Source organism: Niallia sp. CD-39 (assembly GCF_059874745.1).
Map to the genome: position 1 here is coordinate 296,012 of NZ_JCBCPS010000003.1, position 20,936 is coordinate 316,947.

The following is a 20,936-nucleotide window of genomic DNA, read 5'->3' on the forward strand; positions in this document are numbered from 1 at the left end:
GTGGACACTTTGAATGGTACAATCGGGATTATCGGTTTAGGTTATGTTGGACTACCCTTAGCTCAATTGTTTGTTCAGCATCACTTTCGTGTAATAGGAGTTGATGTTGATAAAAATAAACTTCATGATTTAGAGGAGAATCGTTCTTATTTACCTATGATAAAAGATGTTGAGATCCTCGAAATGAAGAAATCACAACGTTTTTGCGCAACAAATGTTCATTGGTCTTTAAAAAATGTTGAGGTCATAATTATCTGTGTACCAACACCTTTAAAACAAGATAGTGAACCAAATCTCGAATTTATTCAGAATGCAATGGATTCAATTCTACCTATTTTGACCAATGGGCAAGTGATTATTTTAGAGAGTTCAACGTACCCTGGGACAACGGAGGAATTGCTACAGCCTTACGTAGAAAGTAGCGGATTAGTGGTTGGGAAAGACATATATTTAGGTTTTTCACCAGAAAGGATTGATCCAGGAAATTCCTATACAATACAATCAATTCCTAAAATCATTAGTGGGATCACTGAAGAATGTCTAGAAAAGGTGAAGAATGTCTATAGTAAAGTATTTGATACTTTAGTTCCTGTGAAAGCTCCAAATATTGCAGAGATGGCAAAGTTACTCGAAAATACTCAACGATTTATCAATATTTCTTTTATGAATGAAATTGCACGTCTCTGTCACAGCATTGGAATAGATGTATGGGAAGTAATTGAAGCTGCTAGTACAAAACCATTTGGATTCACACCCTATTCACCGGGTCCAGGTATTGGTGGTCATTGTATACCCGTAGATCCGATCTATCTGAAGTGGAAGGCGGAAAAAGAAGGTATCGTCTTATCTTTTATCAATCTTGCAAAAAAAATTGATGATGAACAACCGATGTACATTTCCACTAGAATACAAGAGTTAATGAAAAATATGAATATATTTCAACCACACATCCTAATTATAGGAGTTGCTTATAAAAAGAATGTGAATGATGTCAGGGAATCTAAATCGATCTCATTGATCAAACATCTAGTTGAAATCGGTTATCAGGTGGATTTCCATGACCCGTTGATTAATGAGATATGCATAGATGGTGTTATATATATAAGTAGAGAAATAAATGAAATGAATTTATCGCAATATGATTGCGCTGTTATTGGAACGAATCATGATCGTTTGAACTATCAACTTCTACTAGAGAATGCTTCTGTTATCTTTGATACGAGAAATTGTTTCAAAGAGACCTATCCACATGTTTATCGATTATAAGGTGATTAACTGATGAAGGAGAATTCAACCTTCTTTTTTTGTGTAATCAATGAATGAAGCAGTCGATAATCAAATCTTCTCATGATAAACTGGAAGTTGAACTGGAGGTAATCATGATGACAGTAAAAGAAGGATATATTGAAGTAACAGGTGGAAAGGTATGGTATAAGAAAGTAGATGAGGGAAAAGAAGGGGTTCCTGTCCTTGTATTACATGGTGGACCAGGTTCTTCCCATTGGTCAATGCAAGTACTAGATGTACTGGCAAAAGATCGCCCGGTTATATTTTATGATCAATTAGGGTGTGGGAAGTCAGATCGACCATCTGACACATCTTTATGGAAGCTGGATCGATTTGTTGAGGAGCTTCAACAGGTAAGGGACGGTCTTGGACTAGATGAAGTACATATTCTCGGACATTCTTGGGGAACGACTTTGGCAGCTGCCTATTTATTAAACAATCAAACAGGAGTTAAAAGCGTGATTTTTTCGAGCCCTTGCTTAAGTGCTCCACTGTGGGCAGATGATCAAGAGGAAAATAGAAAGCTCCTTCCAATTGAAGTTCAAAGAGTATTAAAAGAATGTGAAGAAAACGGTCAAACGGATTCTGAACAATATGCGGCCGCTACAGCTGAATTTAATAAGCGATTTGTTTGTAGATTAGATCCAATGCCTGCCTATTTAAAAGAGGGGAGAAAATATCGAGGAACAGAAGTGTACAACACAATGTGGGGGCCCTCTGAATTTCATGTAACGGGGAACTTGAAAGAGTTTGATTGCACGAAAGACTTACATAGAATTCACATTCCTTCATTGTATACTTGTGGTCACTACGATGAAGCAACACCAAAATCTACAAAATATTTTGCTTCTCTCACACCAAATGCTGAGTATCATGTATTCGAAAACAGTGCTCATATGCCTTACATTGAAGAACCAGCAGAATATGAAAAAACAATGCGTGACTTCTTAATTAATAATGATCATTAATTAAAAGGTGCGAACCCTAAGCTCACATAAAATGACTAGAGGGTTCGCACCTTTTAATATTAGAGTGGTTATACGGTTTCGGGTGGAAAAATTATCAATTTATTAGTACTATTGAAATATATTCGCACTTTAGGCTATTTAAAGCATTGATATGAAAGGCTTTAAATTAAGTGCTGTCGCACTCTTCATGAGTGCGTGGATTGAAATACAACCAAAGCAGACGAAGAATATTACATCAACGCGTCGCACTCTTCATGAGTGCTTCTTTTTTATCTTGTATCAAATGTTCATTTGTTATAAATTATTATAGTAGTTTCTTGAAATTTATATATTATTGATTACATAGATTAAACGAAAGCATCTGATCAACTTGTGGGTAATCTTAATTATTATAATAAATTTAAGTATCTCCTATAAATGCCAGATGTAATTCGTTTGTTTTTCCTTCCAATAGTGACTTTTGTGAGAGTCGAAGGTCATCAAGAAATATACTTAAAGGAAGGTTTGGAAGAATGATAGAAAGTGTAAAAGGTCAGTGGTTTGGAAATGTTAGGGGAGATATCCTTTCAGGAATAGTAGTTGCTTTGGCCATGATTCCAGAGGCTATTGCTTTCTCGGTAATTGCTGGCGTAGATCCTATGGTTGGATTGTATGCTTCGTTTTGTATTGCGATTGTCACAGCGTTTGTCGGAGGTAGATCAGGAATGATATCTGGTGCAACTGGGGCGATGGCGCTACTTATGATTACTTTAGTTTCACAGCATGGTCTAGAGTACTTATTATCTGCAACAATTTTAACAGGGGTACTTCAAATATTATTTGGAGTGTTTAAGCTTGCGCGTTATATGAATTTTATTCCGAGGTCTGTCATGGCAGGATTTGTGAATGCGTTAGCAATTTTGATTTTCACTTCACAGCTTCAACATTTTGTAGGTGAAGCATCAGTGATGTACGGACTTGTTGCTTTAACTTTATTGATTATTTATGTGTTTCCAAAAATTACGAAGGCAGTTCCATCAGCTTTAGTAGCGATTGTAGTTGTTACTGGAATTGTTATGATTTTTAATGTTGGTGTACGGACTGTCGGGGATATGGGCCAGTTTACTCAAACGCTACCAATGTTTGCATTACCGAATATTCCACTCACATTTGAAACATTCATGATTATCCTACCATATTCTTTAGCGCTAGCGATTGTTGGGCTATTAGAATCATTGTTAACGGCTAGTATTCTTGATGATATGACAAATACTGAGAGTAACAAGAACAAGGAGAGCCGTGGACAAGGAATCGCGAACATTGTTGCTGGTTGCTTTGGTGGGATGGCAGGCTGTGCGTTAATTGGACAATCTGTTGTGAATGTGAAGTCAGGTGGAAGAGGACGCCTATCTTCGCTCGTTGCTGGAATTTTCCTTATGTTTTTAATTCTTGTCTTAGGAAACATTGTCGTGCAAATTCCAATGGCAGCGTTAGCTGGAGTCATGATCATGATTGCGTTTAGTACGCTTGATTGGCGCTCAGTTCGTTACATTCATCGACTGCCAAGAACAGATGCATTTGTCATGATTGTAACGGTTGGAACAGTTGTCATTACTCATAATCTAGCATACGGTGTGCTTGCTGGAGTATTGCTAAGTATGATCTTTTTTGCAGCAAAGCTTTCGAAGGTACAAGTATCTTCAACTAGAAGTGAAGATGAAGAAGTAAGAATGTATCAAGTACGTGGCCCATTGTTTTTTGCTTCAACATCTGAATTCTTGGCACGAATTAACACTGAAGAAGTGATCGAACAGGTAGTGATTGATCTTACTCAAAGTCAAATTTGGGATGATTCAGCTTTAGGAGCGATTGAAAAGCTAGAATCAAAATTTGCATTAAAAGGTATTTCTGTGTCATTTATCGGTTTAAACAAGGAGAGTTCTAAATTACTAGAATCGATGAACGAGATGAATAGCGGATCTAGTCAATAATACGATAAAGAGTAAGTTGAGGTAATCTCGACTTACTCTTTTTTTACAACTGAAGATGCTTCCCATATAAGTCGGTCTGAAGATTTTCCTTTTCCTTTAATAAAGACTTTGTCAACTTTATGATAACCAAAGTGAATGGTTGATTCAAAATCAATATTCGCATCATTCCTACCTATGTAACTATACTTGAAATCAAGATATAAGGTATCGTCCTCACCAAAGTGTTGATTGATATGACTATATGCTCCGTAATTTTTTGATGAAGTTCCTATCATATTCAATGCTCTATCTTCATAATAGATTTCTTCGATCATTATATGGGGATTGCTAAATGTCATTAGTGTACCAATTGCATACAATGTCGAGACAACTGTTACGAAAACAGTTAGTTTTGCAAAAATGGCTGGAGTATGTCTTTTTTCTTGTCGTCCCATAATTCTCCTCCTACACTTATTCTATTATACTGAAAAGTAAAAAAAAAGAAACCCGTTATGAACGAATCTCTTCTTGTATAAATGTATAAGTCGCGATTATAAGCCCAGCAATAAAGAATGAGCATGTCATTGCCCAGTGGAAAATATAGAAGGAGAGGGCTGTTGTAATTGTAGTAACCATCAACCAAATGATCGGTTCTAATTTTTTTGAGATCATTGTTCTTCTGCATCTTTCTGTTTCCAATAATACTCACTGAACACCTCACTAAACGCTTGTATTGCCCTATTGATTTCATCACGATTATTATCTACTCCACCAACCTCTAGTAAAATGGAGCGCTCATGTAAATCTTGGTTATAAACCCCATTGCCCATACTTTTGTCTTTAATCGAGATTCCACGGCTAATGCCAGGGTAGTTCGCCTCCAGTGCATGGTGCAGTTGCTCAGCAAGAATTAAGTTTTCACCATAATTCCCATTTTCTTTTCCAACAACGAAAAAGAATCTAGCATAGTTTTGACCATTAATTGTTGTGGTTGTTTCCTCTTTGCGGAAACTATCTCGATGAATATCTATCACATAATTTAGCTCATTTAAATTGGCAATGGTCTCTTGTACGAATTGCCGTACATGCTGGTATGCATGGTTTGCATTTAAGCCGTTCTGATGAAGGCTTTCTGTCATATTCATATCGTTATGCTCAGCTCGAACTCCTTTTGTTGCTAGCTCTTGCTTTAGCTTTGCACCTACAGATACGATGTTCAATTGATTGTTATTGCTTGTCGCGGCATCTGGTTCCTCTACACCAGGCAATAATGGTAAGTAAGACTCCCACGAATGTGTATGATAAATATAAACCGAAGATGGTGTGCTTTCATCTATTGGTACTTCATCCACAATTGGCGGTAATGGCTCAGCGGGCTCTTCTTCCTTCATGAGATCTTCTAAATCAGGTATCGTTTCAATTGGCATATTCGTATAATCTGTTCCTTCACCAGCGATATGAAGTTTGCTATCGAAAAATGAAAAACCTGGCATTTCTCGACCTAAAAAGGTCCGTGGGTCTTCAGGTTGAATACTAGCTGCAACCTTAAATAAAAATCCGCTTGTTGTAAAATCTTGGACAGCATCTTCAGGGATAAACGCTTGATTTCCACTCTTTAGTAGCATGAGAAAAAGTTCATTTGTTTTTGTATCCCTAGTGACAGAGGAAATCGTGTTTGAGTTAAAGTTCGTAGTGAAGGTAGACGTAATCACAGCTGCAAGAATAATGATAAAGAACACACTTAAGATCGTTGAATTGATATATACAATGATCGATTGTCTTAATGATTTTTCCATGAAAAATCTCCTCCTATTAAAAGCTATGAAAGGAAGAGATTTGATAGACCTGATTATTCTTCTTTCTCGTCAGATTTGTCCTTCTTATCATCAAATACGAGATCCAAAGTGGCTAGAATTAAGGCTATAATCACCATCGTATATAAGTGGAGTGAAACAGAGTTCATATTTGCATTTAGAAGTGATAATATTCCCCAGTTTACGAGGAAAGAAAAAAGGAAAAAATAGAGTTGCTGTTTACGAATGGAATAGACAGCACGAAGTTTCATAATCATGCGAAATGCCTTTATTAATAAATCACCGACTAAACCCAAAATGAAATAGCCGATGACAAACATAAAAAGGGACCAGAATGAATCATATTGGACTCCTAAAAGTTTAAATATGCCGGCAAAACCAAAATAAAATAAGCCAAATGTAAAGCCTATTGCAAAAATCATCAGCAATGTCATTGATACAATGACAACGATTTTTGTACTTGTTGATTCTTCTTTGAAGTTCTTGTTGTTGTCCAACAATGCTCACCTCATCTAATTATGTATAGTTTAATAGTAAAGGAATTGATTAGAAAAATATAGAATTTTTTATTGCGATGACTTATCATTCGTGAGGTTATATAATGAGAGCACAAAAGGGAGATGGGGAGATGCATAGAATATGGGAACTGTTTTTTCAATCGGAGAAGCTTTAATTGATTTCGTTCCGCTTAATAAGGGATGTGCATTAAAGGAAGTGGAGCAATTTAAAAGAGTGGCAGGTGGAGCCCCGGCCAATGTAGCAGCTGCTGTTGCAAAGCTTGGTGGCGTGGCATCATTGATCACTCAGCTTGGTATGGATGCTTTTGGAGATTACATAATCGATGAACTAGTAAAAGTAGGAGTACATACGGATAAAATTCGTAGAACAACACATGCAAATACGAGTTTAGCTTTTGTGTCATTAACAAAGACAGGTGAACGTGATTTCTCTTTTTATCGAAAACCATCTGCGGATTTATTATATGAGGCAAAACATATAGAAAAAGAATGGTTTCAATCAGGAGACATCCTTCACTTTTGCTCAGTGGATTTAGTTGAAAGTCCAATGAAAGATGCTCATGAAAGAGCGATTCAATATGCCAAGGAACAAGGTGTCATGATTAGCTTTGATCCAAATATTCGTTTGCCGTTATGGAATGACCCCAAACAATGCGTTGAGACCATTAGGACGTTTATTCCTAAAGCGAATCTATTAAAAGTGGCAGATGATGAACTTCCACTGATTTGTCCTTCGATGGAAGAAGAGGAGGCGATTCAATCTCTATTCAAAGGTAACGTTCAGGCAATTGCTTTAACAAGAGGAGATAGAGGAGCAACACTTTATTGGAATGGCAAAAAAGTCTCTCTTCAAGGACATGAAGTGGATGTTGTTGACACCACTGGGGCAGGAGATGCTTTTATAGGAGGCTTGCTCTTTGCATTAATGGAAAAGAAGACTACGGTTGAAACGCTAACTGAAATTATCGATGTGTATGGAGAAGAGATGATCAAGTTTGCCAATGAATGTGGGGCAATAACAACGACAGGACAAGGGGCGATTGATTCATTGCCAACGAGAGCACAAGTAAATATGTGGGAAAATCCGCATAGAAATTAGTGTTAATCAAACCATAAGACTCACGTAAAGCCAACGAACCGTAGTTGTTTTTACGTGTTTTTATTTACTGGTGAAAAAGTGCGTTTCATGAGCATAAAACATATAGGGGTAGTGAAAACGGTTCCATTAAGGAGGAGATGATAGCGTTGAAGAAGGTATCGATGATTAGTTTAGCTGTCTTATTCATTTTATCTTTATTGATTCCAAGTACGTCCCTTGCTCAATCTGAAACACAAGGTAAGCTTAAACCACCAGGTGAGCGCTTCACCCCAGGAGTTTGGTTTCTTGGCGAGCGTCCACCAAACTATCAGTCGTCAAGGCCGCCGATTGTATTTGTTCAAGGGAAAAATGGTAGCTCAACAAGCTGGTATGGTGAAACAGAGTATCACGGTGTAAATGATATGTACACGAAAGCATATGAAGCTGGATATCAGACTGTTTTTGTCCAGTTACATGATGCTGCAGGGAATGGATCTGCACACCAATACGCCAATGGTGAAATGCTTGCATCTTTGCTTCGTGATATTAGTCTTCATTTTGGAGGACAGAAACTGAATATAGTTGCGCATAGTAAAGGGGGGCCAGATACACAAGCAGCATTGATTCATTATGGTGCCCATCAATATGTTGGCAGGGTAATTACACTTGGTTCTCCGCATCATGGCTCACATCTAGCCGATTTAGCTTATAGCTCATGGGCAGGCTGGCTAGGCTCACTTCTTGGTCAAAAGGATGATGGCACTTATTCCTTACAAGTGGGTGAAATGGCTCGTTTCAGGCAAGTGACTGATGTTCATAGCAATGCAAGTCGGAATAAATATTATACTGTTTCTGGGACGAACCGCGGACCAACATTTTCAGCGCTATGGCTAGGTGGTCAATACTTAGGTACTCATGGAGCCAATGATGGTTTAGTCAATGATTGGAGCACAAGGCTGCCGAATGGAACGCATCTATTTACTGATTCTGCATTGGATCATGACCGTATTCGTGTAGGATCAGCTGTTTTTTCTCGCATTGAACCGCATTTACGAACAGCATCAGTTGGCTCGACAGCAGCGTCATCAGATTCAATTAGTAGAAATAGTGAGATTGTAACGAATGATTCGTTTTATATACATGGTGGGGAGCTGGCCCCACAAAAAGCAGTTAAACAAACATTTACAGTTAGTGATGAAGCGGTAAATGCATTAACTGTTTATACAGCTTCAAGTGAAACAAAAGTAGAACTGATATCTCCAAGTGGAGCTGTTTTTACATCGAAAGGTCAATTGTTAAATGAACAAGATTCTTTCTTTGGTGGAGCGATTGGTACTTCGTTTACAAATCTTCCTTATGAAGAAGGAGAATGGACAATCGCATTTACAGCGAACAGCAAGGATGCTTATTTATTCACGGTTCAATATGAAGATACACGACCGTTTGTGTTTGCAATGAAAGGTGTAGTGCAGCAAGGGGCTGGAATGTTTTCAATTAAGGAGCCTTCACATGTTCAAGGAATTACCTATAAGATTGATATGATCAATCAGAAGGGTCAATCCTTGACCACTCCAGTTTCTATACAAAAGCTATCGAACGATCAAGTTATTGCAAAGCTTCCAAAGGTGTCAACTTCAGGAGTCTATAACATCTCGATTCAGATTGAAGGGAAGACACAGGTAGGTGAAGTAGTTAAGAGGACGATTATCCGTTCGGTTTATATTGATTAAATTTTAAATACAAAAAGGTGTGGGCAACCACACCTTTCAGACTGTTGACAAACGCATGCATACGTCGTTGTTTGTCAAGTTCGTCCCCTCATGAACCGTGTGTTCTATTCGGGTCTTCACTTGACTGCATTCCTAGTCTGACAAGCGTTTTCAAGACAGTCTGACGGTTCATCTATTATTAATAAGTCCTCTTATAAAATATGTAGACAAAGTCGGGAATCGACTTTGTCTACAACCTCAAAGGTGTGGGCAACCACACCTTTTTACTAATACTTTAAGTTGCGCTAACAAAGTAGGATGTTGAGTAAGAATTACGTAGACAAGGTATTTGTTGCTTTTAGTTACCACCTAATTTTTTAAATAGTATAAATGAATAAACGGATGGAACTAAAACTAACAAAACAATTATGGTAATAAAGAGAACTAGGTGCAGTGTATTAGACAAGAATGCTGATAGAATAAACAATACGCCTGCTAGGATAAAAATCTTGCCACCAAGTCGATGTGTTTTTTTCCAGACTGTTTCATTGCTTATTGTCCAAGGAGTTCTTATGCCGATAAACCAATTATGTTTGATTGTAGGCATATAATTTCCAAAAAACAGAAATAAAAAGCCAATTAATATAGATATAACGAAAGTCATATTTAATTCAAATCCAAGTGAATAAGCGATTGTTAAACCACTAATGAACAGGAAGAGCAAAAGCATACCAGGAATCAAAATTGTATAAGTTCGTTGGAATTTTTCGTAATTCTCCCCTTTAGGATCAATCTTTGGAAGAATAAGAAAGAATAGGTACATCCCTATTAAAAGTCCATTTAATAAGATTGCAGCAGCAGCTTTGCTCGTATAACGATCTGGTACTCCATTAATATCCCAATGAATTGGGATTTCAGATGGCAATTGATTAAATGTCATACTCCATAAGAGAATGGAAAGTGCAATGATGATTAGTGGAAAAATATGTTTTTTCATCGTCTGTTTCCTCCTATTTTTCATTTTTAATAAAGCCCATCGTCCATCCTAAAAATTCCTGGAATACGGTAGTGTTTAGAGAATAGATCACATACTGACCCTTTTTTTCAGATTGTACAAGTTCAGCTGTTTTTAAGACAGATAGATGTTGCGATACACTAGGCTTAGACATTTGAAAGTGATCTGATATTTCACCAGCAGTTAAATCTTTGTCTTTTAGAATTTCGAGAATCTCTCGTCTAGTCGGGTCAGAAAGAGCTTTAAATACTTGGTTCATGGAAATGATGGGCACCCCCTGTTTTATTATTTAGTTAATTAAGTAATTACTTAATTACATTATATGGTTTAAATGTAAAGTTGTAAAGTTAAAAATATATTTTTCTCATAAATTCAAGGTGGTTAGTCGGACTTATACTGTCCAACTTGCAGTTGACTTGCATCGACATTTGGTTTTATCGCTGTAAAGTAAATCTAGCTATCCCAAGTCTTTATTCAATTCCCCAAAGAGTATCTCCTGATCAAGAATGAACAAGTTAAAAAAATGGGAATTTTCTTACAGCAAACTCTGTATGTTGAAAGAGTAATGGAGAGGATACATATACATGGTAAAACCTATGTAATTTTGATAAAATGAGTGAATATTAAAACTAATGGAGTTGGAGACATGGCATACAACAAAGCGTTCGTCATAAGTGATATCCATGGACAATACGAACAATTGCTACAATTACTTGAATTCTGGGATCGTGAAACGATGAAGTTAATTCTTTTGGGAGATATGATCGATCGTGGCCCGCATTCGCTAGAGGTTGTCCAAAAAGCAATGGCATTAAAAGAGGAATATGGTGAACAAGTAACGATTATTCGCGGGAACCATGAACAAATGCTCCTAGACTTTCTTCGCGAACCGAACGATCATTATGGGAACCGGTATTATAAAAATGGTGGAGATCAAACGACACTTGCCTTTTTAAGAGGAGAACATGGGTCGGGGGATGATTACATAAAACGTGCACAAAAGGTAATGAAAAGAAGTGAAGCAGAATACATTTTCTTAAACGAGCTCCCTTATTTTGAAGAGTTTGGGGAAGTTGTATTTGTACACGCTGGCTTCAATCCAGAATTGGATCAATGGAAGGAAACGGACCTTTTTGATATGGTCTGGATTCGTGGGACTTGGAATCACCCAAACAAAACCGGTAAGATAATTGTATATGGACATACTCCAACAATGGGATTACATGAGGACAAGAGGTGTGATGTTTGGGTAAGCCCATGTAAAACCTTTGTCAATATTGATGGTGGATCTGTATATGGTGGACAATTAAATGGCTTAGTCATTGACCGGAATGGAGACATCATCCAAACCTATAAAGTATAGAGTGGTAAAAAATATGATTAAATTAACTTTTAAGAAAATTTCTACAAATGAAAGAAAACCTTTCTTACGGCTATTGTTGTTAGCAGACGAAAGTGAAGAAATCGTAAGAAGCTACATAAATCAAGGGGATCTTTTTATAGTATATAAAGGGTCAGAATTGATTGGTGTTGCATTATTCATCGAAAAAGAACAACAAACCATTGAGTTAAAGAATATAGCACTCATCCCAGAAATGAGAGGGAATGGATATGGAAAAGCCATCATTCAAAATGCAATAAATAATTACAAGAACGCGTATCGAAGTATGATTGTTGGTACAGCAAACTCTAGCATAGAAAATATTGCTTTTTATCAGAAGGTAGGCTTTCGCTTTTCAACGATAATTCACGACTTCTTCCTGCAATATCCAGATCCAATCTTTGAAAATGATATCCAAGCACTCGATATGATTGTTTTTAAAATGACACTGCCGTCTTAAATAATAAGACGGCTTTTCTCATGAATATTTTTTTTGCTTGTGGGCAAGGTAAGAGAGCTATGCAAAGATTTTCTATTGTAAAGGTTGTTAGACGATGAATGAAGAGAAGCTTGAACAAATTCGAGATCTATTCAAAGAAATCACAAAATTACAGCTAGAATATTGGACTGAATATTCTAGTTTTCATACATGGCAGTTTTGGGTGCAATTTATTGCCTTTTTTTTACCTTTGCTTTTATTAGTCCTATATTTGAAAAAAGAATATATGTTTCAAGTGTTATTCTTTGGGCTTAATTATCATTTATGGTTCGCATATGTGAATATTATTGGACTTCGCAATGGGTTATGGGAATATCCCCACGATCTTACGCCTTATTTACCTAGTGTTACTTTAGATGCTTCTTTAGTTCCTGTATTGTACATGTTAACGTATCAATGGACATTGTTTCGAAAGAAGCGATTTTGGCCATACGGAATACTATTGGCTTTGTTATTAGGGTTTATTTTTAAACCAATTATAGTTTACTTTGATTTTTTGAAACTGCATGATGGGTCAAATTATTTTCATTTATTTCTATCTCATGTTGGTTTTTTCTTATTTTCAATCATTTTAACCAACTTCTTTATTTGGTTAAAGGGTCGAAAAGAATAGGCGAGCAGTTTATTTCACCTAGACTATTGAAATGCTCGTAGATGAAGTAAATTGTCTCAATTCGTTCCCTCACATTGCCCTATTCGAGTCTTCCGAAGAAAACGTGACAAGCGGTTTCTGATTTTGAGGAGTTTTTCCCGGTAGATAAAGAAAAATATAGACAAAAGCGGATATAGGTTTTGTATACATTTTATCTCATGCAGCTACATCGGTGAAAAACTAAAATTGTATGCTTACAATGCTACGGTCTTCCGTAAAGTTCGGAAGATTGTATAAGAACAACACTTCACTAAACTCGTTTTCATGAATATACGTATTCACGTTTTCTCTAAAATAACGCAAGTCAATCATATCAATTTCTGAGAAGTGATTTGCTAAAAAAGGAACAAAGGCATGGGCATATGAATCTTTAATCACTAACAACTTTCGTTCATTAGGAACATTAGACTTTATGCGTACTATTCTCTGATTTCCATTTAGAAATAGCTGATATTGATCTTTATGCTCCAAAAAACCCCATTCATAAAGTGAGTTGCTCTGCTGTTGTAAATCAGGATATTCCACCTCATATTGGACTTGAAAATGCGGATGGAACACTTCAATAGCATCTGGAATGGAATGAACAGGATTTGCCTTTGAGTGAAGTGTCCCTAAAAAAGAAGTTGATACTGTTTCGATGTCAAATGCTTCAATCGGGAAGGGCTCAATAGATAACTGTTCGACAAAATCTATATATGCATAGTACGCTCCACGCATCGTCCAATGATGATCCGTTCGAAAGTAAAGTGCTTCATCTTTTTTCATTTTTAATGGTTCATAAGGGAAGAACAACTGGATGTTAGAGTCTACTTTTGATTGAATATAAGAATGAACGTCTTCCTCTGACATGGATGGAGCATACTTTGGCAAATAATCCTGATAAATTGTGCTACTCGTTGGTGCTAATAAGAGGTAGGTAGAAACTTTAGGATGATTTTGATTAAACTTGTTAAGAGCAGTAATGTTCTTCCTTAATTGTTCTTCATTTAATGTAAAGGATTGAAGCAAAAAATCTTCCTTTCCAAAAAAAACCCCATTGTTTTCTCTCTGACCACGTAGTTGTTCTGCAAATGTTTTACTCTTCAACCAATAGTCTTTTCCAAACGTCTGATCTTGTATATAAGTCTCAAAATCTTTCATATAGGTTCCGCTTAGTATGTTCGCAAATGAAACGGATGGAGCTTGAGCTAAGTAACGGTTTTCATTATCAGAAAAAACAGTATCCTCTGTTAACAGTGTGAATCCTCCTATTGTAAGAAGAATTGCGATGAAACAGAAGATATAAAGTTTTTGAATGATCTTCATAAACATCGGCTCCTCCTAAAATCGAAAATATAGAAATGGGTTATAAGATGCATCTACTAAATATGCGATTGACATTAGTAAAAGCAGCAAGGAAAAAAATTTCATCATTAGTTGTGACTGTTTTTCATCTATGTTTTTCTTAATCCATTCGTATAATGGCAGAGAACAAATAGTACATGTGAGCAGTAATATTATATTGGTATAAGCAAAATAAAGCACAATATCGTTAGAGAATTCACCTTGCCCGAGCATTACCGCAAAGTATGAAGCCATCTCATGTAAATCCTCAAAATAAAAGATTACAAAGCTAAACAAGACTGCGATTATTAAATACAAATGACTGAAAAATGAAGGAAGTTTGTTCAATAGTCCTAGTAAGAATTTTTTTTCGACGGCAACTAATAGACCAAAATACAACCCCCATATGACAAAATTCCAACTAGCTCCATGCCAAAGTCCAGTTAAAAACCAAACGATAATTAAATTTCGAATCCATTTCCAGAAGCCAGTTTGATTGCCACCGAGCGGAATGTACACATAATCACGGAACCAAGCCCCAAGCGTCATATGCCAGCGGCGCCAAAACTCTGTTGCGCTTCGAGCGATATAAGGATAATGAAAATTTTTAGGGAAATCAAAACCGAACATTTTTCCAAGACCGATTGCCATATCACTATAGCCACTAAAGTCAAAGTAAATCTGAAAAGAGAAGGCGATTATCCCAATCCATGCACCAAGTGTTGTCGAATCACTTGCGGATTGTTGTGTAAAAGTATCTGCCACAAAACCAATATTATTTGCAAGGAGAACTTTCTTTCCGAGTCCGATACAAAAAAGGGAAATTCCTTCAGTGAATTGTTCCATATTCCATTTTCGATTCAATAGTTGATGCGCTATTTTTTCATATCGTACGATCGGTCCAGCTACTAGCTGTGGGAATAGACAGACATATGTAGCTAAAGCGACAGGATTTTTTTGTGGTTCAACATGTCCTCTGTATACGTCAAAGATATAGGACATCGTCTGAAACGTATAAAAGGAAATCCCAATTGGTAGTGGTAATTCTAAAGTTGCTACATTTTGATTGAATAGTTGATTAACCGTTTCAATTAAAAAATCTGCGTATTTAAAAAAAGATAGAATTAAAAGATTAATAATAACAGAAGAAATCAATGCAAGTTTTGCTTTAAAAGGGTTCGTTTTCTTATTTTTACCAATTACGATTCCATGAATATAATCAGTTAAGCTTGAGAAGATCATTAAAAGAATATAAACAGGCTCGCCCCAAGCATAAAAAACAAGGCTTGCGGCGAGCAGTATACCATTTCTCCATTTTCTTGGACCTATATAATAGATGAACAATGTAAAGGGGAGAAACAAAAGTAAAAAGACTAGTGAGCTAAATAACATATTGTCACGTCCAAATGATTATAAGGATTCTTCAAATATGTCGACCATTGCTTGTGGGTCTTCATATGTTACATATAATAAGTAGTTTCCTTTAACGACAATTTTATTTTCTTGAACTTTATCGTACTGGCCAGGCAAATATTGAGACCAAATTTGTTCTTGAGCTGCTAATGCTTTTTCAAGGCTCTTTTTTAAAGGATCTATCCCTTCTTCATCCTTTGCTTTTAATACAATGATTTGATCTGAATTAATATTCATCGCAGCTGCTAAGACCATACCCTCTTCTAGTAATTCAAGGTCTAACTCCATGTTTTCAATTAATAGCCCATTAAACATTTGCTCTTCTTCTGACTCAGATAATAAGTTTGCTTCATAATAACCCATTGGCATTCCATCGAATTCCGCTTCTTCAATACCTTCTTCTTTTAAAAGCACAATGATTTCTTCCTTCATTTTTTCAACAATGTCACTAACGGCGACATCATTTGCTACATCATTTGTAGAATTGCTACATGCAACTAAGAGCATGCTGAATAAAGAAAGAATAAGAACAACTTTTAATTTTTTCATTTTTTCTGCCTCCAAATTTTATGTACGTTGCATATAATAAGACGGCACAAATTGATAAATGTTACAAGCTTTTAAACAAACTTATATATATGACTATAAATCGCCTAATCTCATATAAATGTTCTTATGTCTAGGACAAGTTTACTTGTTTGTACATAGGATGTAGTGTAGTGAAACTTATAAAGGAGGAAATTTTCATGGGATTCATGGGTCAAGGCTGCCGTGGCTGTGGCGGAGGTCATCATAAGCGAAAACGTGATGATGTAAGAACAGTGGTTAGCCCAACTGAAACAGAAGTGAGAACACATACAAAAGTTAAGACAGTTCGCCATATTCACCCTAAAGAGATCATTAATGTAAACCGTACAATCGTTCGAAATGAGCACTTCTTTCCGGTTGAGGTTCGCAATGTGAACGAAGTAGTTGAAGAAAACTTCAATTGTGGATCAAACGTAAACGATAACTCTAACTGCCGTCCATTCCGCTTATTCTAATGAAAAAACTGCCCAAGGGGCAGTTTTTTTCGATTCTAAAGGAATCTTTTTCTTTCTTCCGGTGTTGGAATTCGACATGCTGCTTTTTTTCTAAACAGTTTATATCTGTTTTTTGCAAAGATGTCATAGAAAAAGTCACGAATGGTTGCAGGTAGTAAAACAAGTCCATAAAATAGCTTCCAGCTACCGTCCAACTGTTTACATATTCGAAGTGCAGCCGTTGATTTTAAGTAATAGTGATCTTCTTCAAGTACAATCAAACTATCTACTTCAGATGGAATGTTGTAGTCTTTAAGGAGTTTTTGACCGATTTCACTATCCAATGAGGCAAATTTAAACACTGCCTTCGTATCTCTTTGCAAAATAAACTGTACACTGCTATTGCAAATGTGGCATTCTCCGTCAAATAGGATAATGTTCAACGTGAATCACTCCTTCTTTTTAAGTATAACAAAAAAGTAGTGAGCAGGTTCACTTGCAGACTTTTGACAAACGCCAGCATACATCGTTGTTTTGCATCAAAGTCCCCTCATTTGTCTTCCTGCACGCCTAGCGTGACAAGCATTTTCAAGTTAGTCTGCAGGTTTCACTTACTATTAATAAGTCCTCTTAAAAAACATGTAGACAAAGTGAAATCGACTTTGTCTACAATCTCAGAATTGAGCATGCTTACTCCAGCACTAAACTAAGTTTCTAAAGTGAAATCACCAGATGGAGCAAAGTTTGTTACGACTAAAACAAGAGGGGAGCTTGCAAGAATAGTGTCTCCTGCAGGAACGCTAATTTCTAATTGCCCAGTTCCTGCAGTTCCAGGCGTGTACGTAATTGGAAGGTCTTCCATTTGCAGAACTCCGTTTATAAATACATTGTAATAACTATTTTCTACTGATAATGGCGGAAGCTCGGTAGCTGCTGCTCCTGTATCATCCCAGAAATCAACAACAGGAATTGTTAATGTCACTGCACCAACGACATCTGTTGCTACTTCATAAAAGAAGCGGCTAACGGTAGGAGAAAGTTCTAATGTAGCTGCTCCTACGATCGCTAGTTTCATAATCTGTAATGGCATTTTTTTATCTCCTTTCTTTATAATTATCCTATTCAGCATGCAAATAGCCCGTATAGACGCACATCGTATACGGGCCATATAGACAAACACAATTTTGACTTATAAAACATACGTTAGAGTAGATTGAATACGATTGTTTAGGTGATTTCATTGAAATTCTCAAAAAAATTAAAGAGTTCAGGGGGATCAAAACCTTATTTAGCCCTCCCATCTGTAAAAACCCCACCTTCATATTACCGAATTCCGAAGCAAGTTACGGTCATTGAGTTTTTTGCAATTGCAAAAGGAAATCAATATTGTTTCACTGATATTGACACGGTTGGGGATTCAGTCGGAAATACAATCCCTGATCCTAAAACGGTTTCCTATATGAACCTTTTTATTAATGGGGTACTCCAGCCGAAGGAGAACTATGTAGTTAGAAAAGGGTTTATTCAATTGCTTACAAGCGACTCACCTTTAAAAGGGTCCCCGGTCATATTGCAAAGTGTACTTTTCTAAAAGCTGGTTTCAAAAAAACCAGTTTTTTGTTGTGTACAAAATACAATTTTGCAAGAATGTTGTAAATTCAAAACACTGTAGAGTCGAGCTAAATGTGAAGAGGATCATATGGTGATGAAAACAACAATTGCAGTCTCCAATTAGAACAATTGAACGAACAAGACATTCAGAGACGATATATTCGATTTCATATGTAGAAATTTACGTTAAAAAAGGTAATGAATAGTTATATAGAGGTTATTAAATTTACGTCCGATGAAAGTAAGGGGTACAGATTCAAGAAGAAGTATGGGCAACCTTATTAAGAGATTATATAAGGAAACAGCTTCCTGCAAGCGACAATAATCATGCTATGCAAGGAGGATATACAGTGGATATCTGGCGAAGAGAGTGGTCATTTAATCAAAAAAACAAAATGAGGGTCCCCGAAAATAGAAAGAGTATTCCTCAGGCTGCAATGTAGAACAGCCTGAGGAGGTGAGCGGTATACTACGCTTTCTTTCGCTCCCTTTTTACTCAGTATGATCTTTACCGCGAACCTTCAATTGGTGAAGGCCAGAAAGTAACGCTTCTCCACCAAGGCCAGCGATAATAGAAGTTAGAACGGTTGTCATCATAGTTGAGGGGTTCATTGACATGACTAGAATAATGGCAGTTAACGCTCCCATCATCATATCCTCAATAAATCCAAGGTAGATAAATCTTTTCGTTTTACGAGGCTTAATCAATTTCCCCTTTTTTTGTAAGTGTCCACAAACGCCTACAAAACCACCAATCAAAAAAGCGAAAGACAATTGAATATACAATTCATCCTCACACTCCTAAAGCCGAGATTTTTGGTGCGACTCTAGGTTGATACATGGTGTATTATCATTATATTAAATATTTTAAACTTTACTATAGATAAATATATTGATTTTGTAGCATTAAAAGTAGGGACTAAATCCTAATTTTGGTTGTAAAAGGAAATGTCTTTTTCTATAACGCTACGTCATTACGAACTAAATATGTAGTAAGCGTTTGATTTTAAAACGCTAAGGAACTTGTCCAAACAATTATCCGTTCTTCTCATAAAATATATTATTTACTATATGGAGGTGAGAAGATTTGACGACTTTGTTAGATGCTAAGATTTCTCAGAATGCGAGTTATGGAAACTCAATTTCCATACCGTTGACAACGACACCTGCTTTATTTGCAACGGTAGGTTTAAATACTTCTGCTGCTACTGGACAAATTATTGCACAGTTTCAATTCTCAGCAGCATTTGCGGCGGCATTGACATTATTGAGCACTGTTAACATTACGGTTGTACGTGTTATAAATGGCATTAGTACACCAGTGTTTTCAGCTAGTCCAACGCTGCAAATTGCCGGATTAGGTGTTGTTTCTGAAAACGTTATATCGCTTTCAGGTGCTGATTTTAACGTTCCTGCTACAGGTTTTGTTGAGTACCAAGCATATATTAGTGTTCCATCAGGGCTATCACTTGTTATAAACCGTGTTGGTCCAGAGAGCTTTAGTGCTCAAGCATATCAAATTTCATAAGAATAAAAAGGCTGTCTAAAAAGTCATCTTTCCGGACTTTTTGGACAGCCTTAATCTATTAAGTAGGTTAATGAAGATTTCGATAAACTCCAATGACTTTTCCTAGAATACTTACGTGATTAAGTATGATAGGTTGTAATGTAGCGTTTTCCGGTTGAAGTCGGAAGTATCCTTGCTCTTTAAAAAAGCGTTTTACTGTCGCCTCATCTTCATCTGTCATTGCTACAACGATATCACCATTATTAGCAGTGCTTTGCTGTTTTACGATAACGTAATCTCCATCTAATATACCAGCTTCAATCATACTGTCACCCATAATTTCTAACATAAATACATTTTCATCCATTGCAGCCATTGATTCAGGAAGCGGGAAGTAATCCTCAACGTTTTCAACAGCAGTTATAGGTTGTCCGGCAGTAACTTTACCTACGATAGGTACATTTCTTGTCGGAACTTTAGGTATGGATTCTTCTATGCTTAAAATTTCAATTGCGCGTGGTTTAGTAGGATCTCGCCGAATGAGCCCTTTAGTTTCTAATCGAGCTAAATGGCCATGTACAGTCGAACTAGATGCTAACCCAACAGCTTCACCGATTTCTCTCACTGACGGTGGGTAACCCTTTAATTTCACTTCTTCTTTAATAAAATCAAGTATGTCTTTTTGTCTTTTTGACATTTTCATATCATTCACGCACCTTTTGTCGTTCTTTTGTTTGATTATAGCATTCTTTCAGAATAGATACAAACATAAGTTCGAATTTTTAGTTGACACAAAACAAATGTTCGTATTAAAATAAAAACAAGGAAACGAACGTATATTCTGTATGAGGTGATGAAGATGAAAAAATTGTGGAACTCTTATAATTATGCTATTATTCTATTCGTTTTATCGGTTGTTACAGCTACTATACTTTTACACCAACCAACTGAAAATGAAGAATCATATATTTATATTCAAATTAATGAACAGGACTCTCTTTGGAAAATTGCTGAGCGTTATGAGGAAAGCTATGCCTTTTCAAAGGTTGAATTTGTAGAGTGGGTAGAAAAGAGAAATGGAATTATTGGGGGATTAATTTATCCTGGTGAACAGATTATGATTCCTGTACAAGGGCGTATGCATGAAGTGAATGGAACTGAGCTTGCAAGTTCAGAATCATTGAAATAGA

25 protein-coding genes are annotated in these 20,936 nt (G+C 36.4%); 12 read left to right on the forward strand and 13 right to left on the reverse strand.

All coding sequences use genetic code 11. The annotated features are described in order from the left end of the window. The 3 genes from AC6F34_RS09840 to AC6F34_RS09850 all read left to right on the forward strand — a co-directional run bounded on the left by AC6F34_RS09840 (position 1) and on the right by AC6F34_RS09850 (position 4,225). Positions 1–1,266: a nucleotide sugar dehydrogenase gene (locus tag AC6F34_RS09840; protein WP_500771538.1), complete on the forward strand. Its 1,266-nt coding sequence runs from the start codon at positions 1–3 to the stop codon at positions 1,264–1,266. 116 nt (positions 1,267–1,382) lie between these two features. Beyond that, a complete protein-coding gene (locus tag AC6F34_RS09845; protein WP_500771540.1) occupies positions 1,383–2,255 on the forward strand; it encodes a proline iminopeptidase-family hydrolase in 873 nt (290 codons plus the stop codon). A 512-nt stretch (positions 2,256–2,767) separates the two neighbouring features. Next, complete coding sequence (locus AC6F34_RS09850) at positions 2,768–4,225, forward strand: SulP family inorganic anion transporter (RefSeq protein ID WP_500771542.1); 1,458 nt, start codon at positions 2,768–2,770, stop codon at positions 4,223–4,225. A gap of 32 nt (positions 4,226–4,257) precedes the next feature. On the opposite strand, the gene AC6F34_RS09855 is transcribed toward AC6F34_RS09850, so the two are convergent. From AC6F34_RS09855 to AC6F34_RS09870, 4 genes are read right to left on the reverse strand one after another with little or no spacing between them, the layout of a single operon-like run. Next, on the reverse strand, positions 4,258–4,659 hold the full coding sequence (locus AC6F34_RS09855; RefSeq protein WP_500771544.1) for a hypothetical protein: 402 nt from the start codon (positions 4,657–4,659) through the stop codon (positions 4,258–4,260). 55 nt (positions 4,660–4,714) lie between these two features. Further along, on the reverse strand, positions 4,715–4,876 hold the full coding sequence (locus AC6F34_RS09860; protein ID WP_500771546.1) for a hypothetical protein: 162 nt from the start codon (positions 4,874–4,876) through the stop codon (positions 4,715–4,717). Then, positions 4,873–6,000 (reverse strand): stage II sporulation protein P, encoded by a 1,128-nt coding sequence (gene spoIIP, locus AC6F34_RS09865; protein ID WP_500771548.1) that lies wholly within the window; start codon positions 5,998–6,000, stop codon positions 4,873–4,875. The genes AC6F34_RS09860 and spoIIP overlap by 4 nt, the downstream gene beginning before the upstream one ends. Before the next feature lie 53 nt (positions 6,001–6,053). Next, positions 6,054–6,515 carry a YrvL family regulatory protein gene (locus AC6F34_RS09870; protein WP_500771550.1) on the reverse strand — a complete coding sequence of 154 codons (462 nt, stop codon included), beginning with the start codon at positions 6,513–6,515 and terminating at the stop codon, positions 6,054–6,056. 142 nt (positions 6,516–6,657) lie between these two features. Between AC6F34_RS09870 and AC6F34_RS09875 the strand changes: the two genes are divergently transcribed. Together AC6F34_RS09875 and AC6F34_RS09880 are read left to right on the forward strand one after the other, a co-directional pair. Then, the gene (locus tag AC6F34_RS09875) at positions 6,658–7,635 is read left to right on the forward strand and encodes a carbohydrate kinase family protein (protein WP_500771552.1); all 978 of its coding nucleotides are present in this window, start codon (positions 6,658–6,660) and stop codon (positions 7,633–7,635) included. 137 nt (positions 7,636–7,772) lie between these two features. Beyond that, on the forward strand, positions 7,773–9,344 hold the full coding sequence (locus AC6F34_RS09880) for an esterase/lipase family protein (protein WP_500771554.1): 1,572 nt from the start codon (positions 7,773–7,775) through the stop codon (positions 9,342–9,344). Between the two features lie 337 nt (positions 9,345–9,681). On the opposite strand, the gene AC6F34_RS09885 is transcribed toward AC6F34_RS09880, so the two are convergent. Next, positions 9,682–10,320, reverse strand: coding sequence for an SdpI family protein (locus AC6F34_RS09885; protein ID WP_500771556.1), 639 nt, complete (start codon positions 10,318–10,320; stop codon positions 9,682–9,684). Positions 10,321–10,333: 13 nt separating this feature from the next. Continuing rightward, positions 10,334–10,597, reverse strand: a complete 264-nt coding sequence (locus AC6F34_RS09890) for an autorepressor SdpR family transcription factor (RefSeq protein ID WP_500771558.1) — start codon at positions 10,595–10,597, stop codon at positions 10,334–10,336. 387 nt (positions 10,598–10,984) lie between these two features. On the opposite strand from AC6F34_RS09890, the gene AC6F34_RS09895 reads away from it, so the two are divergent. From AC6F34_RS09895 to AC6F34_RS09905, 3 genes are all read left to right on the forward strand, one after another. Then, the gene (locus AC6F34_RS09895; protein WP_500771560.1) at positions 10,985–11,701 is read left to right on the forward strand and encodes a metallophosphoesterase family protein; all 717 of its coding nucleotides are present in this window, start codon (positions 10,985–10,987) and stop codon (positions 11,699–11,701) included. A gap of 13 nt (positions 11,702–11,714) precedes the next feature. Then, a complete protein-coding gene (locus tag AC6F34_RS09900) occupies positions 11,715–12,179 on the forward strand; it encodes a GNAT family N-acetyltransferase (RefSeq protein WP_500771562.1) in 465 nt (154 codons plus the stop codon). Positions 12,180–12,273: 94 nt separating this feature from the next. Further along, complete coding sequence (locus AC6F34_RS09905) at positions 12,274–12,831, forward strand: CBO0543 family protein (protein WP_500771564.1); 558 nt, start codon at positions 12,274–12,276, stop codon at positions 12,829–12,831. A 219-nt stretch (positions 12,832–13,050) separates the two neighbouring features. On the opposite strand, the gene AC6F34_RS09910 is transcribed toward AC6F34_RS09905, so the two are convergent. The 3 genes from AC6F34_RS09910 to AC6F34_RS09920 are packed head-to-tail and all read right to left on the reverse strand — an operon-like array spanning position 13,051 to position 16,155. Continuing rightward, the gene (locus AC6F34_RS09910) at positions 13,051–14,181 is read right to left on the reverse strand and encodes a DHHW family protein (RefSeq protein ID WP_500771566.1); all 1,131 of its coding nucleotides are present in this window, start codon (positions 14,179–14,181) and stop codon (positions 13,051–13,053) included. A gap of 9 nt (positions 14,182–14,190) precedes the next feature. Then, positions 14,191–15,585: an MBOAT family O-acyltransferase gene (locus AC6F34_RS09915; protein ID WP_500771568.1), complete on the reverse strand. Its 1,395-nt coding sequence runs from the start codon at positions 15,583–15,585 to the stop codon at positions 14,191–14,193. An 18-nt stretch (positions 15,586–15,603) separates the two neighbouring features. Beyond that, positions 15,604–16,155, reverse strand: a complete 552-nt coding sequence (locus AC6F34_RS09920; RefSeq protein WP_500771570.1) for a DUF4358 domain-containing protein — start codon at positions 16,153–16,155, stop codon at positions 15,604–15,606. Between the two features lie 197 nt (positions 16,156–16,352). Here AC6F34_RS09920 and AC6F34_RS09925 point away from each other — a divergent pair, with 197 nt between their 5' ends. Continuing rightward, positions 16,353–16,649: a CotD family spore coat protein gene (locus AC6F34_RS09925; protein WP_500771572.1), complete on the forward strand. Its 297-nt coding sequence runs from the start codon at positions 16,353–16,355 to the stop codon at positions 16,647–16,649. A gap of 35 nt (positions 16,650–16,684) precedes the next feature. Here AC6F34_RS09925 and AC6F34_RS09930 read toward each other — a convergent pair whose 3' ends face one another. Next, a complete protein-coding gene (locus AC6F34_RS09930; RefSeq protein WP_500771574.1) occupies positions 16,685–17,071 on the reverse strand; it encodes a thiol-disulfide oxidoreductase DCC family protein in 387 nt (128 codons plus the stop codon). 263 nt (positions 17,072–17,334) lie between these two features. Beyond that, positions 17,335–17,718, reverse strand: a complete 384-nt coding sequence (locus AC6F34_RS09935) for a DUF4183 domain-containing protein (RefSeq protein WP_500771576.1) — start codon at positions 17,716–17,718, stop codon at positions 17,335–17,337. A 150-nt stretch (positions 17,719–17,868) separates the two neighbouring features. Between AC6F34_RS09935 and AC6F34_RS09940 the strand changes: the two genes are divergently transcribed. Next, positions 17,869–18,219 (forward strand): DUF4183 domain-containing protein, encoded by a 351-nt coding sequence (locus AC6F34_RS09940; protein WP_500771578.1) that lies wholly within the window; start codon positions 17,869–17,871, stop codon positions 18,217–18,219. Positions 18,220–18,731: 512 nt separating this feature from the next. Here the strand turns inward: AC6F34_RS09940 and AC6F34_RS09945 are convergent. Continuing rightward, positions 18,732–19,025 carry a DUF4257 domain-containing protein gene (locus AC6F34_RS09945; protein ID WP_500771580.1) on the reverse strand — a complete coding sequence of 98 codons (294 nt, stop codon included), beginning with the start codon at positions 19,023–19,025 and terminating at the stop codon, positions 18,732–18,734. 301 nt (positions 19,026–19,326) lie between these two features. Between AC6F34_RS09945 and AC6F34_RS09950 the strand changes: the two genes are divergently transcribed. Beyond that, on the forward strand, positions 19,327–19,767 hold the full coding sequence (locus tag AC6F34_RS09950; protein WP_500771582.1) for a hypothetical protein: 441 nt from the start codon (positions 19,327–19,329) through the stop codon (positions 19,765–19,767). Positions 19,768–19,834: 67 nt separating this feature from the next. Here the strand turns inward: AC6F34_RS09950 and lexA are convergent, their stop codons facing one another. Next, positions 19,835–20,449: a transcriptional repressor LexA gene (gene lexA, locus AC6F34_RS09955; protein WP_500771584.1), complete on the reverse strand. Its 615-nt coding sequence runs from the start codon at positions 20,447–20,449 to the stop codon at positions 19,835–19,837. Between the two features lie 156 nt (positions 20,450–20,605). Here lexA and yneA point away from each other — a divergent pair, with 156 nt between their 5' ends. After that, positions 20,606–20,935 carry a cell division suppressor protein YneA gene (gene yneA / locus AC6F34_RS09960; protein WP_500771586.1) on the forward strand — a complete coding sequence of 110 codons (330 nt, stop codon included), beginning with the start codon at positions 20,606–20,608 and terminating at the stop codon, positions 20,933–20,935. The last annotated feature ends 1 nt before the right edge of the window (position 20,936 follow it).